The organism is Paenibacillus sp. FSL R7-0331, from assembly GCF_000758645.1.
GTDB lineage: Bacteria > Bacillota > Bacilli > Paenibacillales > Paenibacillaceae > Paenibacillus_AQ > Paenibacillus_AQ camerounensis.
Genome location: NZ_CP009284.1, coordinates 526,369 through 540,076, shown reverse-complemented (window position 1 = coordinate 540,076; position 13,708 = coordinate 526,369). Strand labels below are relative to the sequence as shown.

Below are 13,708 nucleotides of genomic sequence, written 5' to 3'. Positions count from 1 at the left end.
GTTCGCCAGTAGCTCGGCAACTCCTATAGACAAAAAAAAGGCCGCCCCTGCAGGGATGGCCTTTAATCTTCATACCATTGTAATCATGCGGACCGTATTACTTGCCCAGCGGCTCGCCCTGATATACCTTAACATCAAGCGGTGCGGTCAGGAATTCGCCTGCCTTTCCGGCAAAGCCGGTGAAGTGCGGGCTTGTATTATGGCCGGCTACAGCCTCGGCATCACGCCATTCCTCGACCATAATGAATACATTACTGCGGGAGGCATGTCTGTACAGCTCGTAAGAAACATTACCCTCTTCCTGATGCGTGGCGGCGATCAGCGTCTCAGCTTCAGCCAGAAACTGTGCTTCGCGTTCGGGATTCACTTGCAGTGTAGCATGAATAATAATCATTGTTCTTCCTCCTGTATTATGAAAAATTTATTATTTCCACTCAGCAATCTTGTCGACCGGCAGACGTACAGACTGGTAGCCTTCAGCTGCGGCTTTACCGATGGAGATCAGCATAACCGGAATATAACGCTCTTTATCCATTCCGAATAATTCGGCGATCTGGTCCTTTTCGAAGCCGCCGATAGCATTGGTGTCATAGCCGTGGGCACGGGCCGCCAGCATCAGCTGCATCGAAACCAGACCGCCGTCAATCATTACCGTCTCACGGTTGATGTCTGCTGGAAGATTGGCGAAGTGTACTGCCAGGCGGGATAATTGGCCTTCCTTAACTTCCTGCGGCATAAGTCCGCGCTCAACAGCAGCGCCGTAGATATCTTCGGCATAATCAAAGTTGTTCAGGTCTCCGAATACAGCGATCATCGCCGCAGAGGTTTCTACCTGAAGCTGATTGAACTTGGCGATGGTAGCCAGCTTGGACTTGGCCTCCGGGCTCTCGATCACGAGGAAACGCCAAGGCTGCATGTTAACAGAAGAAGGTGCCAGTGTAGCTTCTGTAAGAATTTCTGTCATTTCCTCTTTGCTGATCTTGACGCTGGTATCATACTGGCGTACCGAGCGGCGGCCAGTAATAATAGAATTAAAATCATTGGTTTTTGTAGTGTTCATTTTAAAAAAATCTCCTTTGTATATGTTGGTATATGATTCAAGGCTACATCACATTGATGTTATGCTGCAGCCGGATAAGCATGTCCGTAAGCCTCTTCCGCTCCGCATCGTCAAAGCCGTCAAGCAGGCCGTTGATGAAACGGTTCTTCTCTTCCCTGTAGCAATGCATCCGGTCCCGGCCCTGAGAGGTCAGTGAGACCAGGGTAACCCTGTTATCGGCAGGATTGTTGCGCCTTGTAATGGTTCCGCTCTCCTCAAGACCCTTCAGATGGCGGGTAATGGCGGCGGCATCAATATCGATTTCACGCTGCAGCGAAATCTGGCTGATCTCCTCTACCTGATACAGCTCATGAAGCAGGCGGAGCCTCGTGGGGCTGATGCCTGCGCACCGTTCGAACTTCGGGCTGACCCCTTTGTTCAGTGCCTGCAGCAGTTCAAGAATCTGATCTTCCTCTGACTGATGTTCTGTCAATGGCAGCCTCCCCTGAAAATAGATTGTGCAAAATCTTCTTGATGAAAATTAGTTTACACCTATTTAATTGACCCGTCAACCATTAAGGCTTATTTTTCTTTCAACTCCACATAACTCCACCGCAGAGGTTGATTTATGGATAAATGCGCCTTAATCTCTAACTATTACGTTCACGTTCTATACAGGAGGCTAACGCATGAGAATATCCCTTATTCAGCTTGATATAGCATTCGGCAATCCTGCCGCAAATTATGCGGCGGCAGAGCAGCGCATCCGTGAAGCAGCGTCCGCCGGGACAGACTGCGTGATCCTGCCGGAGCTCTGGACTACCGGCTATGATCTGACCCGGCTGGACAGCATCGCCGATCCCGGCGGGCAGGAGACCAAAGCACTGATGTCCAGCCTGGCACGGGAGCTCGGCATCCATATTGTTGCCGGCTCTGTAGCCAGCAGGCAGACTGCCGGGGTCACCAACAGCATGTACGTTTTTGACCGCAGCGGTGTACAAGCCGGAGAATACAGCAAGCTCCATCTGTTCCGGCTGATGGATGAGCATCTCTATCTGCAGCCGGGGGAAGCAAAGGGGCTGTTCACCCTGGACAATGCCCTATGCGCCGGGCTGATCTGCTACGATATCCGTTTCCCGGAATGGGTCCGCGCCCATACAGCCAGCGGTGCTGAAATCCTGTTCGTCAGCGCCGAATGGCCCAAGCCGCGGCTTGCCCACTGGCGCGCCCTGCTGATCAGCCGGGCCATCGAGAACCAGTGTTATGTAATTGCCTGTAACCGTGCCGGAGCTGATCCGGCGAACCGCTTTGCCGGGCATTCAATGATTATTGACCCTTGGGGAGACGTAATATGTGAGGCGGCAGAGGAGGAAGAGATCCTAACCGGCGAAATCGACCTCGGCAAGGTCCGTGAGGTCCGGCAGCAGATTCCGATATTTACCGACCGCCGGCCGGAGCTGTATACGTAGCGCGTGATATCAGGGGATGCTGCATGTATGGTGCCGGGAATATGAAATTCCAGACCCGGCCCGTCATTTAGATGGATTTTCGCCAACTAAATGAAGTATTTCTTGATGAATATGACCATTAGTTGTAAAAACGCCACCTATTTCGGTCCATTCATCCCTCCGGAGGTCATTTTAGTAAAATTAGGTTTCCTTTTTCCAATTAACCCGCCTACAGCAGGGTTCATTGGAAAATTAAGCGGCGAATTTCCACCTAATGTCTGAGTTAGAATCTGCCGATCGCTTGTGCTGGCGGCTTAGCGGTCTGGCCTGCAAGCGGCGGCATACTGAGCTGTTAGTAGCACGAGTTGGTAGTAGCCCAAGCTGTTAGCAGCCTGACCCGGCTGCATGCTGAGCTGGCGGCACACCGGCATACAGACACGGCAACATAAAGACCCAGCAGCAGCTCAGCTGGTAGTAGCCCAAGCTGGCAGCAGCCTGAGCCGGCCGCCCGCTTGCTCAGCGGGCATAGCGCTGCCGCAGCATCGCCGCTGTCTCCAGTACGCGCGGATCGCTGTACTGGAGATCATAGCCCGACTCCTGCCGCAGCCTGCCGGCAGGAGTCAGCTGCACACCCCGGCGGACTGCAGCCTGCCGGATGCCAGCGGCGTACACCGCCGCCGCAGCCGGGCCGCCCAGCTCGCCGAGCGCGGCGAGCGTCTCCGGGCGGACCCGCGGATAGTCCAGTGACTCGTCCCCTCCGGACGCAGCCCTGTAGAATCCGCGGATCAGCTCTCCGCGCTCCCGCCCGGAGCCGGAGACCACCACGAACGCGTGCACGAAGTACGCGCCGCTCTGCCTGCGCTGGGCGATGCCGCAGAACTTGCGGCCGCCGATTGCCAGGTCGAAATCACCGGGGCAGTACGAGCCGGTGATTTCGCCTGCCCTGATCCGTGCAGCCGCCTGCGGATGGCTCACGGCTGCGGCTTCGGCAATGAGCGAAGCCAGCAGCCGGAAATCATCGTGAAAGTCCAGCTTGCCCGGGGCTTTCGGAAGAATGAGCGACACATTTACTACACCTGTGTCGAGCGGCACAGCCGCCCCGCCGGAATGGCGGACAGCCGCGCGGTAGCCGGCCCGTTCAAGCCCGGCCATCCCCTCGGCCGCATGGGGCAGCCTGCTGTCACGCAGTCCCAGCGCCACCCCGCCGGGATGGCTCCAGATGTGAAGGCACGGCGGGAGCAGCCCGGCGCCGATGTCACGGCACAGCGCTTCTTCGAACGCGAACGGAAGCAGCATATCCTGCACCTCCGCAGCTGTCAGGTCTTCGGCCAGGTGCTCGAACAGCACCATTTTTGCAGGAATCTCACTTACTGTTCTACGCTCCTGCCCCTCAAACAGGTTGTCCAGCAACCCTGAATCTTCATAAGCCACCACTGATGCTCCCCTTCTTCCCCGGATAATATGGAGCAAACCGCATGCACGGCAGCAGTCTGCTGTCCTTTTTTACCGTAATAACAGATATTGTTCTATTGTAACCCATCCCCTCCCCCTTGCCTAAAAAAGACAGGCAACATCATTTGAAATCAGCTCCGGTAACCGTTATCCTTATATCAAGGAAGATCGTTCATGCAACAGCAGTACACAACGTATAGGAGTGATGCCGCATGACCACTGAACAGCTGACAAAGGACAGGCAGATCAGCAAAACAAGGCAATGGGAACAGGCTATGATCAAGCTCTATGTCAATTTCCGTGATTACAGCAAGGATGCACTGAAGGGGTTCGGCGAGGAGGATATTCATCAGTCGAGGGTGAACAGCCGTAAGCTGCTTACACTGCTGTCCATACTGGACCCGGATCATTCTGCTGCCGGAGAGCTCTACACCCGGTTCAAAAAAGCCCAAAAGCGTCTCGGAAAGGTCAGAGATGCCGATGTGCTGATCGAATCCTTTAAGGAACGGCGGAAAATAGCCAAAAAGGACGGCGATGACAAAACAGCCGCACTGCTCAAATCCGTCATTAAGCATCAGCAGGACCAGCGCAAAAAATACCGCAAAAAGCTGGAAGCCGAGCTTCCGCAGCTTGCCGGGAAGGAGCTGGACCTGCTCTGGGAGGCTTTTATTACCGGACCGCTTGAGTCCTTGACCCAAAAAAAGGATGCCAATGTGGTCATGCGCGAGCTGGAAGTCGCCTTTGATCAGCAGAAAAAAACCTGCAAAGCGCTGTTTAAGGGACCCGAGTCGGAATCTGAGGAGGCTTTTGAAGCGCTGCACAACCTGAGAATTGCCGCCAAGGAGCTGCGCTATACGGCGAATGCCGCTTCTTTTGCACTTAATCAGAAATTTCATACCCATGAGGAATACTATAAGAATATTCAGGAGCAGCTCGGCATCATCAACGATAAGCGGGTCTGGCTGGACACTCTGCAGTCCATAGGGCGTGACGAGCTCGGTGTCGGCAAAAAGACCTGGAGCGCCTTCACAGACAGCCTTAAGAATGAGGTTCTGGAAGCGCTATATCATAACGAGGTTGTACCGGTAGCCGGGAAGCCCCGTGCTCTCCCCGCTGAACAGTAGTCCTGATCCATAAATATAAAGGAGGCGGGAAGCGCATGCCAGTCATGCCGCTTCCCGCCTTTTGTTCTGCCCCTCATAAGCGTTCTGCTTCAGCAACGCCTCCTCCGGTCTTGCGATCAGATCAGCCTGCCGGCCCACATCGCGCTTCTTGCAACCAGCTTGCGGAACGGCTCAACCGAAAAGGACGGCAGATGATGTCCCGGCATCAGATAGACCACCCGGCCAAGTCCGAACTCATGGCACCAGGCCGCCTGCCGCATCGCTCCGCCGTGCAGATATTCTGCGAGCACCGTGGTCTCAAAATAAGGGTGCATATCGAAATAATAAGGCTCGTCCTCAATCACAAAATCGTCGATTCCCTGCACAATCGGATGCTCCCGTACGGCTGCCGGTATATTGATTCCGAGAGCTGTGTAGTCCGGATGATGGGTGAAATGCCCGCCCAGCATTGCACCGAGCTCCGGATTGCGCTGCATGGATATTCCGTTATGAACCACCAGCAGGCCGCCGCCCCCGGCAACATAAGCCAGCAGTGCCCCGCTGTGGGCAGGCGCGATGGTATGATCGGAAAACTCCGTATAAGAGACCACCAGGGAATACTCTTTAAGACTCTGCGGGCTCAGCAGCCCGAAATCCTCAGATGCATCAACTGTAAATTCCGGTGACAGGATCTGCCGGAGCTCCTGATCCACACCGGCAAACGGATGATATTTTACCGCTGTATAGCTGCCGATTGCAAGGGCTTTCAATTCAGACATGAATAATGACACCTCTCCATCCATTAAACTGTTTCATTTCCAGGTATTTCTCCTTCACCTTAGCACTTCCGCCAGGTTAATACAAACGGCTTTTGCTTTAATTTTGAACTATGTTACAATCATCATTACAGGTTCTATTTCATATTTACAGGAGGGTGATATACGATGTCTATTCAACAGCTGCATACTTCTGATGAACTGCACCAATATGTCGGCCAGCCCGGCAAAAAGCTGCTGTTCAAGCACAGCACTACCTGCCCGATCAGCGCTAAGGCGCATGAGGAATTCCAGGCTTATGTACAAAGCTCGGATACACCGGCGGCCATTGTCCATGTCATTGAAGACCGTCCGGTCTCCAATCAGATTGCCGAAGAGTTCGGCATCAAGCATGAATCCCCGCAGATCTTTCTGCTGGACGGCAGCGATGTAAGCTGGAACACCTCCCACTGGAAAATCACCCGTTCTGCCATCAAGGAGGCCGTTGATAAATGAGCCAGCCTGTAATTGTCTACTCTACCGCAGGCTGCAGTGACTGCAATCAGGTTAAACAACTGCTCACCAATCAGGGCATTCCTTTTGAAGTGCGCGATATTATGGCAAGCGCCGTCTATCAGGAGGAAGTTGAAAAGCTTGGTTTTATGGGTATCCCTGTTACGGTATCCGGTGACCGGGCCGTCAAAGGCTTTAACCTGCCGGAGCTTGAGGAACTGATTGCCGCTGCAAGATAACAGCATTCTATACTCAGTATAATTAGCAAAAAAAAGTATTCCCTGGTCCGAAGCCCGGGGAATACTTTTTTTTATGGTTAAAACATATAGCAGCATCTGCACTCGGTTGGCCCGCTACATCCAATGCCCCTTATTCACACTCTGCAGCCAAATGGCTGACATGTCCGCTGTGGCTGTAGATGACATTATCGGCTCCAAGCCCCTTATAGACCAGCCTCGGCCTCATCGAGGTCGTAATCACTGAAATCGGCCCTGACGTCCATGTCCGGCACATCTGCACATACCGGCAGCATAAAGCGACACTGCTCTCAAACAGATAGATCCGGCCTACCGGAAACGGCGGTCTGAGCCAGGTATTCAGATGCCGGGTATCCACCTCAAAAATCACCTCTACCCCCAGCTCCGCCAGCCGCTGCTTCTCAGCCGGATTATTGGCAAGCCCCGCAAACCGTGCACCCTTCATGATCAGCAGCTTAATAAAATGCTCTCCCGCCTTGGTCGGCGCACAAATGAGTATATACTCTTCCTGAGTGTCCATAGCTGTCTCCATCTTCGTCTCCCCTTCCGCCTTACTTCTATATGTGGATTTATTTATCTCTAAATGAACAGCAAAAAAACCGCAAAGGATGCCCTTTGCGGTCCGGTTAACGGTCACAATATACTGATCCTCTCTGCAATACGCTTACGAGGTTAGCTGCCGGATTCGGGCGTTGAGAGTCGCCCTACCTTCCCTCTGTGAGAAGCTTAAGCTTCTCACAGACTCAAGGATTCACCCCATAACCGGCACCGCCTGCTTACCCGCGTCCTCCGGTTGTTGGTTCCCCCGCTTTCCGTAACGGAAATTAAGCGGATTTCATATGTAGTTATCTTTTATCTCTTTTTCTTTTTGCCGCTGCTGTTCTTGCTGCTCTTCACGAACCGCAGGGCAGCCATCAGGCAGCCCAGGATTCCCACACCCAGCAGCAGTGTCTGTACCGCACCTAGCAGGGTGCTGCCATCCGGCTGAAGCAGACTGCTAATCGCAATCAGCAGGACGGAACCCGCGACTAATACCGGGGTTTTTAGATTCATGTTCAAGCCTACCACTCCTTAGTACTAAGGGTACACTATCGGCGGACGGATCACCAGCCCTTAGCAAATTCTGCCGCCGCCGGGCAGAAAAAAGGTGCCTCTCCTATCCTGGAGGGGCACTTTTTTTCTGTTGTTATATTATTTACGCACCACAGTATATCCCTTATCCTGGAGCAGCTTGATAATGCCATGCTCGCCCAGATAATGTGCCGCGCCGACTACGATGAAATACTCTTCATTCTTGCCGTTCTTAAGATAGCCGTCGATTTTGTCAGCCATACCGATATTACGGTCAACCAGCATCGCCTTGTAGTATTCCGCGTCTCCGGCAAAGCTGTTCGTCAGCAGCAGCAGCTGCTCATCATCGCCAGTCTTCCAAATCTCGGCCATCATATCCACGCTTTGATCAATTACATCGTAGTTTTCAATCGCTGCAAGAAGGTTCTCTTCCTGCAGCTTCTTGGAGAAGTTATTGAACATTCCCAGCTGGGACTCATAAGACTCCAGCTCCATAACCGGAATTTTCCGTTCAATCGCCTTCTGTATGAAGTACAGGTCAATTCCGGCAGAAGCCTCATAGCCGGCCGTCGCTGCTTTTAGGCTGCTCAGTGTCGTTTCCGCTACCCACGGCTTAAACTGGTCCAGCGCATTAGTCTTAAGGCCTGCCTCCTTGAGCACCTCACCCAGCTTCGCATACGTCTCACCGGAAATATGATCCTTCAGCGTCGTGCCGTCCTGGTACATGCCCATGTTCAGAACCAGCTTTTGTGATGCCTCATCAGCTGCCTTGCTGATATCAATTTCTACGCCCAGATAATCGGACCCGGCAAAGGCTTCTTCAAATTCCTTGCTCAGCGGATAGAAGCTGTCATCTGCAATATGCATCGAGCCGACCAGATACACGGTATTGCCGTTGCTCTCGACTTCCCACATGAAGCCGCGTCCGCCTTGCGTACTTACAGCACTCTGGCTTCCGTCACCCGCTGCCTTGGTCTTCAGAACTACCGTACGGGTCTGTGCATCCCAGCCTACCTCGTAACCCGCTGCATCACCAAGAACCCGGATAGGTGCGTAGGTCACGCCGTTGATTACAGTAAGCTTGCTCTTCAGTGTAATGGCTTTACCGTCTACAATGGCATAGATTGTGTCACCTGCCGCATTCTGCAGCTGCACATCCATTGCTTCAAGCGTAGCTCTGAGCGGAACAAGCGTGGTGCCCTGATTGTTGACCGGAGCTCCCGTCTTGTATTCGACGGTCTGATTGTTTACTTTTACTGCCGGCTGCTGCGGGGCAGCCATGGCCGGAACTGCTGTTGCAGTAAGCAATCCTGCCGATAAGGTAAGAGATAATAGCATTTGCTTCCAGTTTCTCATTTACTTAGTCTCCTTCAGCTTCATATAGTCCACATATAATAATTAAGCAAAATCAGGATGCTTGAGACACTCGGGTTACAAAATTTACTATTCAAGTACGGATATACATTTACGCTCTGCTTCTGCGTTCCTTAGCCATTACCCACAGCATTGCAAATACTGCTGCAGCACTCAATCCCACGCTTAATCCTTGTATGAAATCACGCACCGGGGAACCGTTCGTATCTATCACAAGACCAAACATAACCATGTTCAACACGCACACTGCAAGAAACAGGAAGTTCTGATTTTTTTTACTCATTGTGAATTTCTCCTCTTATTTTAGATTTTTTATAATTGTTTGCATTAGATTTTGTAAGCCTTCATTGCTTTTCTGATTTCCTTAATACTCGGGCGCTTGCCGTACATCAGTACGCCTGTGCGATAGATCTTCGCCGCCAGCCAGCCGAACACAAATGTGGTTGCCAGCAGAATAACCAGCGAGACGATAATCTCCCAGAAAGCGACCTGGCCGACTCCGATACGCAGCAGCATACTGAGCGGTGAGGTGAACGGAATGTAGCTCGCTACCTTGACCAGCATAGTATCAGGAGCCCAAATGCTGAATAAAGGAACGTAGAAGTTCACGAAGCCGATCATCATAATCGGCATTACCGCCTGGCCAAGATCCTCTGTACGGCTGACAATCGATCCGACCGCCGCGTAGATCAGGGCATACAGGAAGTAGCCGAGAATATACAGGATCAGCCCGTAGACCAGCAGCCCGATGCTTAGCTGGCTCAGATCCAGCTCGAAATCAGCCAGTATGCCGGAGTTATGCGGCAGCAGGAGATTGGCAGTCACACTGAGTGCAATGATGGCAATCTGCATCAGTCCGACCAGGAAAATACCGATGACCTTGCCGAACATCTGGGTTAACGGCGATGCGCTCGTAATCAGAATCTCCATGATGCGGGAGCTTTTCTCTGAGGTAACTTCTGCCGAAATCATATTACCGGTCATCATAATGGACATGAAGAACAGGATCAGAAGGACATAGACAACTACATAGTTGATCGTTGCCGCTGTCCGTTCAGTCTCTTCCCCGGCCTGGGAACCATCGGCGCTGAGCTCCTGTGTATCAATCGTTACCGGGGCGTACATAGCGGCGACCTGGCTGTCTGTCAGCTTGTCACCGACAATCAGCTGTGTGTTGACCGCCTGCAGAGCGCTCTGCAGATAAGTCTGCACGTCTCCGCCAAGCTCACCGTCCTCGTTGTAGTAGGTTACAGGCGGAAGTCCTTCACCAGCTGCTTCACCAAAAGTGAGATAGCCTTCGATAGTACCCTTATCCAGACCTTCCTTCAACGCTGCATCATCAGCTGAAGCAAATGCCGTGAAGGTTACTGCAAACGTATCGCTGTCCGGATTAGCAGGAGCTGATGATGCCAGGAGCAGCTCGGCTGCCGGGTTACCGGTCTCTGCGATTACTGCAATCTGGCTGCGGTTGCCGGTATCGCCAGCCTTATCTTCGCCCTTGAAAACCTTGATAAAATAAGGAATATTCATCCCAATGCTTAGCAGAATAACCATAATAAGCGTTGTTATAAGAAAAGCTTTAGTCTTCACCTTATTCTTAAAAGTAAATCCAATAATGGTCCCCATCTTATTCATTCGAATCACCCACCGCTCTGATAAAGATTTGGTTTAGCGTCGGTTCTTTAATCTCGAAATGCTCGACCTCACCGGCAAGAATGGCCTGCTGCAAAATACGCTGTGCTGCACTGATATCGCTGATCGACAGTACATAGCCGCGTTCCTGCCGCTTCACTGCGGTTACTCCGGCAATACTCTCCAGTCCGGCAACCTCGCCGGCTGTACGCAGAATAACCTCTTCGCGCGGATAACTCTTTTTGATCTCGCGGATATCGCCCTGCACCACCGTATTGGAACGGTCGAGAATCGTAATGTGCCGGCACAGCTCCTCCACATGCTCCATCCGGTGAGTGGAGAACAGGATGCTTGTTCCCTGGTCACGCAGCTCTTTGACCGTGTCTTTCAGCAGCTCCACATTGACCGGGTCCAGTCCGCTAAACGCTTCATCAAGCACAAGAATCTTCGGCTTATGGACAACGGCGGCGATAAAGCCCATTTTTTGCTGATTACCCTTCGACAACTCTTCAATTTTCTTGTTGTAGTACTCAGGAACCTCGAAACGGTCCAGCCAGTAGCGCAGGCTCTTGTCTGCATCGCCTGCGGCCATCCCGCGCAGCCGGGCAAGATAGATAATCTGGTCGCTGACCTTCACCTTCGGATATAGACCCCGCTCTTCGGGCAGATAGCCCATCAGATGCTGCAGCTCGTTGCTGAACTCCTTGCCGTTGTAGAGGATTTTTCCCTCATCGGGATAAATCAGGCCAAGCACCATACGCATTGTAGTCGTTTTGCCTGCCCCGTTTGCTCCGAGCAGCCCGTAAATCTCGCCTTGCTCCACCTTCAGATTAATTCCGTTAACCGCTGTCTTATCGCCGTACTGCTTCACTACCTGTTCCAGCTTCAAAGCTTCCATTGGTTAATCCCCTCTCTTCTGGTCTAACAGGACCGGACGATGTCCTTGTGTCCATAGGCTAAGTATTTCATCCAGTTCCAGAGCCCGGCTCTTGAGTACCTTTACGCCCAGATCCAGGATGCGTTTCTCATTCCGGGAAAATTCCCGGGTTATAAATGAAGCCACTCCAGGCTGCTCCCAGCCAAAATGCAAGGCTTCCGGCAGCTCTGCCGCCAGCGCCTGCAGCTCCTCTTCATCCGCTGCATTCACCCATACCTCATTCCATAAACCGAACAGGCTGTCTTTCTCGGCCATGCCGAGCAGCTGTCCCTGATGCATAAGCACAATATAATCGGCCAGCCGTCTTACTTCTTCGACGATATGGGTACAGATCAGTACTGTTGCATCCGTCTCATCCATAAACTTGCGCAGCGTTTCAATCATGATCTTCCAGGCGAACGGGTCCAGTCCGGAAGAAGGCTCATCCAGCAGCAGCAGGCGGGGCCGTACGGCCAATGCCGCGGCGATCTCGAATTTGCGCCGCTCGCCCTTGGACATCTTGCCCAGCCGGGCATCCTGCGGAATTTCGAATTTCCGGGCCAGCTCCTCATAATACTTCTGGTCCCAGGAAGGATACCACTGCCTGCGGAAGCCTGCCGCCTCCTCTGCCGTCCAGAAATTCTCCTCGGCCTGTGAAGTCTCCGGCACATAGGCCATACGCTGGCGGATCTCCAGCGGCAGCCCCCCGGGATGCTCCTGTTCAAACCAGCGGATCTCGCCTTCCTCCGGGAAGCTCAGCTGCAGCAGCATATGCAGCAGCGTGCTCTTACCAGAGCCGTTCTGACCCACCAGCGCGGTAATGTAGCCTTGCGGAAGGCTAAGATTAAGCGGCCCGATTGTCCGCTTGTGCCGCTTCTTGCTTACATCCCGCAGCTCTATGGCCTGCTGTACCATGAAACGCCCCCACCCTTCATGACTGTGTGTTATATTTATCCGCTACAATTTCTGTAAACATCCGGGCCAGCTCCTCTGCGCTGCACTGTACAGACAATCCAACATCGACTGCACCCTCCAGCGCTTTACGGATCGCTTCCCGTTTGTACTCCTCCATCGCTCCTGCTCCGACATGGGAGACGAACGTACCGGTTCCCTGTCTGGTCCGCAGCAGCCCCTCATTCTCCAGATCCTGATAGACCCGGCGGACTGTAATCACGCTGCATTTCAGTTCACCCGCAAATTCACGGATAGATGGAAGCAGCGTTCCTTCTGTAATATTACCGCTGATGATCAGTGAGCGCAGCTGAGTCTCAATCTGATGGTACAGCGGCTCGGCACTGTTTTCGTTGATTTGAATAGGTATCCACATCCTTACCCCCGCCCTCTCATACGAGATCGCGGCTCTTAAGCCGGTGTATCGTCCATGCGGAGAACAGCTGTACCGACAGGGTTCCGAGCACCAGTGTTCCCCACATCAGCGGGGAGAGCAGCCCCCACTCTTTCGAACAGCTGACGGTGTACAAAATAAGATTTCCGCCTGCCAGCCAGGTCAGCACTGCCGTCCCGATGTAAATGAACGTAAAGAGCATTACGTAGATAAAATAAGCTTTACCGCTTGCCAGCAGCTCGATAAAAATGTAAAGCCCTGAAACAATCAGCCCCAGCCCGATCCAGGTTAGCGTAAAGGCCAGGTAATCCGTAAACGGCAGTTCCTTACGCATATTACTGCTGAAGGCATAGATGAGGCCGAAAAAAATCGTTCCGTTCAGCCCGATAGAGCTGACTGCATTCAGCTTTCTTTTGCAGAGAATCACAGCAGTTGGAATAGGCAAGGCGCGCATATAGGCCAGCATCCGGGTATAAGAATCTTCTGTTAGGTACTTCATCGTCCGCTTGGAAAAGGTGAACCCCAGCATCGGAATGACTGTCATGAACATGATGTCGGCCAGAATCTTCCCGTCACCGTTATCCAGCGTATCCTGGATGATCATACTGGACAGCCCGCCCATGTAACCCATGAACAGCAGTGACCACAGCAGCATCCATAATAGCTTTAGCCTGTCGCCGTCGAAGTCACTTCTTACAATGATCCAAGCCTGTCTAAAATTTGTCATATCGCTTTAACCTCGCTTTAATTCAGCAGATATACGGCACATTGCATTACAGGAGTTCACTAAATCATTTGATATG

The 13,708-nt window shown here is 52.5% G+C and carries 18 protein-coding genes and 1 riboswitch; of the genes, 4 read left to right on the top strand and 14 right to left on the bottom strand.

The features are described from left to right. Positions 1-97: 97 nt before the first annotated feature. The 3 genes from R70331_RS02370 to R70331_RS02360 are packed head-to-tail and all read right to left on the bottom strand — an operon-like array spanning position 98 to position 1,532. Positions 98-394 carry a putative quinol monooxygenase gene (locus tag R70331_RS02370; protein WP_042172545.1) on the bottom strand — a complete coding sequence of 99 codons (297 nt, stop codon included), beginning with the start codon at positions 392-394 and terminating at the stop codon, positions 98-100. 30 nt (positions 395-424) lie between these two features. Continuing rightward, positions 425-1,060 (bottom strand): nitroreductase family protein, encoded by a 636-nt coding sequence (locus tag R70331_RS02365; protein WP_042172543.1) that lies wholly within the window; start codon positions 1,058-1,060, stop codon positions 425-427. Positions 1,061-1,103: 43 nt separating this feature from the next. Further along, entirely contained in the window at positions 1,104-1,532 is a 429-nt protein-coding gene (locus R70331_RS02360; RefSeq protein WP_042172541.1) for a MarR family winged helix-turn-helix transcriptional regulator, read from the bottom strand. Positions 1,533-1,728: 196 nt separating this feature from the next. Between R70331_RS02360 and R70331_RS02355 the strand changes: the two genes are divergently transcribed. Continuing rightward, the gene (locus R70331_RS02355) at positions 1,729-2,508 is read left to right on the top strand and encodes a carbon-nitrogen family hydrolase (RefSeq protein ID WP_042172538.1); all 780 of its coding nucleotides are present in this window, start codon (positions 1,729-1,731) and stop codon (positions 2,506-2,508) included. A 495-nt stretch (positions 2,509-3,003) separates the two neighbouring features. Here the strand turns inward: R70331_RS02355 and R70331_RS02350 are convergent, their stop codons facing one another. Next, entirely contained in the window at positions 3,004-3,918 is a 915-nt protein-coding gene (locus R70331_RS02350) for a lipoate--protein ligase family protein (RefSeq protein ID WP_052418886.1), read from the bottom strand. A gap of 233 nt (positions 3,919-4,151) precedes the next feature. On the opposite strand from R70331_RS02350, the gene R70331_RS02345 reads away from it, so the two are divergent. Beyond that, entirely contained in the window at positions 4,152-5,063 is a 912-nt protein-coding gene (locus R70331_RS02345) for a CHAD domain-containing protein (RefSeq protein WP_042172536.1), read from the top strand. 116 nt (positions 5,064-5,179) lie between these two features. Here R70331_RS02345 and R70331_RS02340 read toward each other — a convergent pair whose 3' ends face one another. Then, on the bottom strand, positions 5,180-5,821 hold the full coding sequence (locus tag R70331_RS02340) for a ThuA domain-containing protein (RefSeq protein WP_042172533.1): 642 nt from the start codon (positions 5,819-5,821) through the stop codon (positions 5,180-5,182). Positions 5,822-5,986: 165 nt separating this feature from the next. Here R70331_RS02340 and ytxJ point away from each other — a divergent pair, with 165 nt between their 5' ends. After that, entirely contained in the window at positions 5,987-6,313 is a 327-nt protein-coding gene (gene ytxJ, locus R70331_RS02335; RefSeq protein WP_042172532.1) for a bacillithiol system redox-active protein YtxJ, read from the top strand. Further along, positions 6,310-6,549, top strand: coding sequence for a glutaredoxin family protein (locus tag R70331_RS02330; protein ID WP_039869454.1), 240 nt, complete (start codon positions 6,310-6,312; stop codon positions 6,547-6,549). The genes ytxJ and R70331_RS02330 overlap by 4 nt, the downstream gene beginning before the upstream one ends. A gap of 130 nt (positions 6,550-6,679) precedes the next feature. On the opposite strand, the gene R70331_RS02325 is transcribed toward R70331_RS02330, so the two are convergent. The 9 genes from R70331_RS02325 to R70331_RS02285 all read right to left on the bottom strand — a co-directional run bounded on the left by R70331_RS02325 (position 6,680) and on the right by R70331_RS02285 (position 13,632). Beyond that, on the bottom strand, positions 6,680-7,099 hold the full coding sequence (locus R70331_RS02325) for a hypothetical protein (protein WP_231576390.1): 420 nt from the start codon (positions 7,097-7,099) through the stop codon (positions 6,680-6,682). A gap of 112 nt (positions 7,100-7,211) precedes the next feature. Further along, positions 7,212-7,408, bottom strand: a riboswitch (cyclic di-AMP (ydaO/yuaA leader). 11 nt (positions 7,409-7,419) lie between these two features. Continuing rightward, positions 7,420-7,620 (bottom strand): hypothetical protein, encoded by a 201-nt coding sequence (locus R70331_RS02320; protein ID WP_156131065.1) that lies wholly within the window; start codon positions 7,618-7,620, stop codon positions 7,420-7,422. 138 nt (positions 7,621-7,758) lie between these two features. Then, positions 7,759-8,994 carry a TraB/GumN family protein gene (locus tag R70331_RS02315; protein WP_042172527.1) on the bottom strand — a complete coding sequence of 412 codons (1,236 nt, stop codon included), beginning with the start codon at positions 8,992-8,994 and terminating at the stop codon, positions 7,759-7,761. A 109-nt stretch (positions 8,995-9,103) separates the two neighbouring features. Continuing rightward, positions 9,104-9,295 carry a hypothetical protein gene (locus R70331_RS02310; RefSeq protein WP_042172525.1) on the bottom strand — a complete coding sequence of 64 codons (192 nt, stop codon included), beginning with the start codon at positions 9,293-9,295 and terminating at the stop codon, positions 9,104-9,106. Between the two features lie 44 nt (positions 9,296-9,339). Then, positions 9,340-10,647 (bottom strand): ABC transporter permease, encoded by a 1,308-nt coding sequence (locus tag R70331_RS02305; protein ID WP_042172523.1) that lies wholly within the window; start codon positions 10,645-10,647, stop codon positions 9,340-9,342. Further along, positions 10,640-11,542, bottom strand: coding sequence for an ABC transporter ATP-binding protein (locus tag R70331_RS02300; protein ID WP_042172521.1), 903 nt, complete (start codon positions 11,540-11,542; stop codon positions 10,640-10,642). The genes R70331_RS02305 and R70331_RS02300 overlap by 8 nt, the downstream gene beginning before the upstream one ends. A gap of 3 nt (positions 11,543-11,545) precedes the next feature. Beyond that, the gene (locus R70331_RS02295; RefSeq protein WP_042172519.1) at positions 11,546-12,475 is read right to left on the bottom strand and encodes an ABC transporter ATP-binding protein; all 930 of its coding nucleotides are present in this window, start codon (positions 12,473-12,475) and stop codon (positions 11,546-11,548) included. Between the two features lie 16 nt (positions 12,476-12,491). Then, positions 12,492-12,887, bottom strand: a complete 396-nt coding sequence (locus tag R70331_RS02290) for a GntR family transcriptional regulator (RefSeq protein WP_042172517.1) — start codon at positions 12,885-12,887, stop codon at positions 12,492-12,494. Between the two features lie 16 nt (positions 12,888-12,903). Further along, a complete protein-coding gene (locus R70331_RS02285) occupies positions 12,904-13,632 on the bottom strand; it encodes a hypothetical protein (protein WP_156131064.1) in 729 nt (242 codons plus the stop codon). Positions 13,633-13,708: the final 76 nt, after the last annotated feature.

Bases quoted from the DNA above. Each gene is read 5' to 3' on its own strand.
- R70331_RS02370 (WP_042172545.1), bottom strand. From the start codon at position 394: ATGATTATTATTCATGCTACACTGCAAGTGAATCCCGAACGCGAAGCA.
- R70331_RS02365 (WP_042172543.1), bottom strand. From the start codon at position 1,060: ATGAACACTACAAAAACCAATGATTTTAATTCTATTATTACTGGCCGC.
- R70331_RS02355 (WP_042172538.1), top strand. From the start codon at position 1,729: ATGAGAATATCCCTTATTCAGCTTGATATAGCATTCGGCAATCCTGCC.
- R70331_RS02345 (WP_042172536.1), top strand. From the start codon at position 4,152: ATGACCACTGAACAGCTGACAAAGGACAGGCAGATCAGCAAAACAAGG.
- R70331_RS02340 (WP_042172533.1), bottom strand. From the start codon at position 5,821: ATGTCTGAATTGAAAGCCCTTGCAATCGGCAGCTATACAGCGGTAAAA.
- ytxJ (WP_042172532.1), top strand. From the start codon at position 5,987: ATGTCTATTCAACAGCTGCATACTTCTGATGAACTGCACCAATATGTC.
- R70331_RS02330 (WP_039869454.1), top strand. From the start codon at position 6,310: ATGAGCCAGCCTGTAATTGTCTACTCTACCGCAGGCTGCAGTGACTGC.
- R70331_RS02325 (WP_231576390.1), bottom strand. From the start codon at position 7,099: ATGGAGACAGCTATGGACACTCAGGAAGAGTATATACTCATTTGTGCG.
- R70331_RS02320 (WP_156131065.1), bottom strand. From the start codon at position 7,620: ATGAATCTAAAAACCCCGGTATTAGTCGCGGGTTCCGTCCTGCTGATT.
- R70331_RS02315 (WP_042172527.1), bottom strand. From the start codon at position 8,994: ATGAGAAACTGGAAGCAAATGCTATTATCTCTTACCTTATCGGCAGGA.
- R70331_RS02310 (WP_042172525.1), bottom strand. From the start codon at position 9,295: ATGAGTAAAAAAAATCAGAACTTCCTGTTTCTTGCAGTGTGCGTGTTG.
- R70331_RS02305 (WP_042172523.1), bottom strand. From the start codon at position 10,647: ATGAATAAGATGGGGACCATTATTGGATTTACTTTTAAGAATAAGGTG.
- R70331_RS02300 (WP_042172521.1), bottom strand. From the start codon at position 11,542: ATGGAAGCTTTGAAGCTGGAACAGGTAGTGAAGCAGTACGGCGATAAG.
- R70331_RS02295 (WP_042172519.1), bottom strand. From the start codon at position 12,475: ATGGTACAGCAGGCCATAGAGCTGCGGGATGTAAGCAAGAAGCGGCAC.
- R70331_RS02290 (WP_042172517.1), bottom strand. From the start codon at position 12,887: ATGTGGATACCTATTCAAATCAACGAAAACAGTGCCGAGCCGCTGTAC.
- R70331_RS02285 (WP_156131064.1), bottom strand. From the start codon at position 13,632: ATGACAAATTTTAGACAGGCTTGGATCATTGTAAGAAGTGACTTCGAC.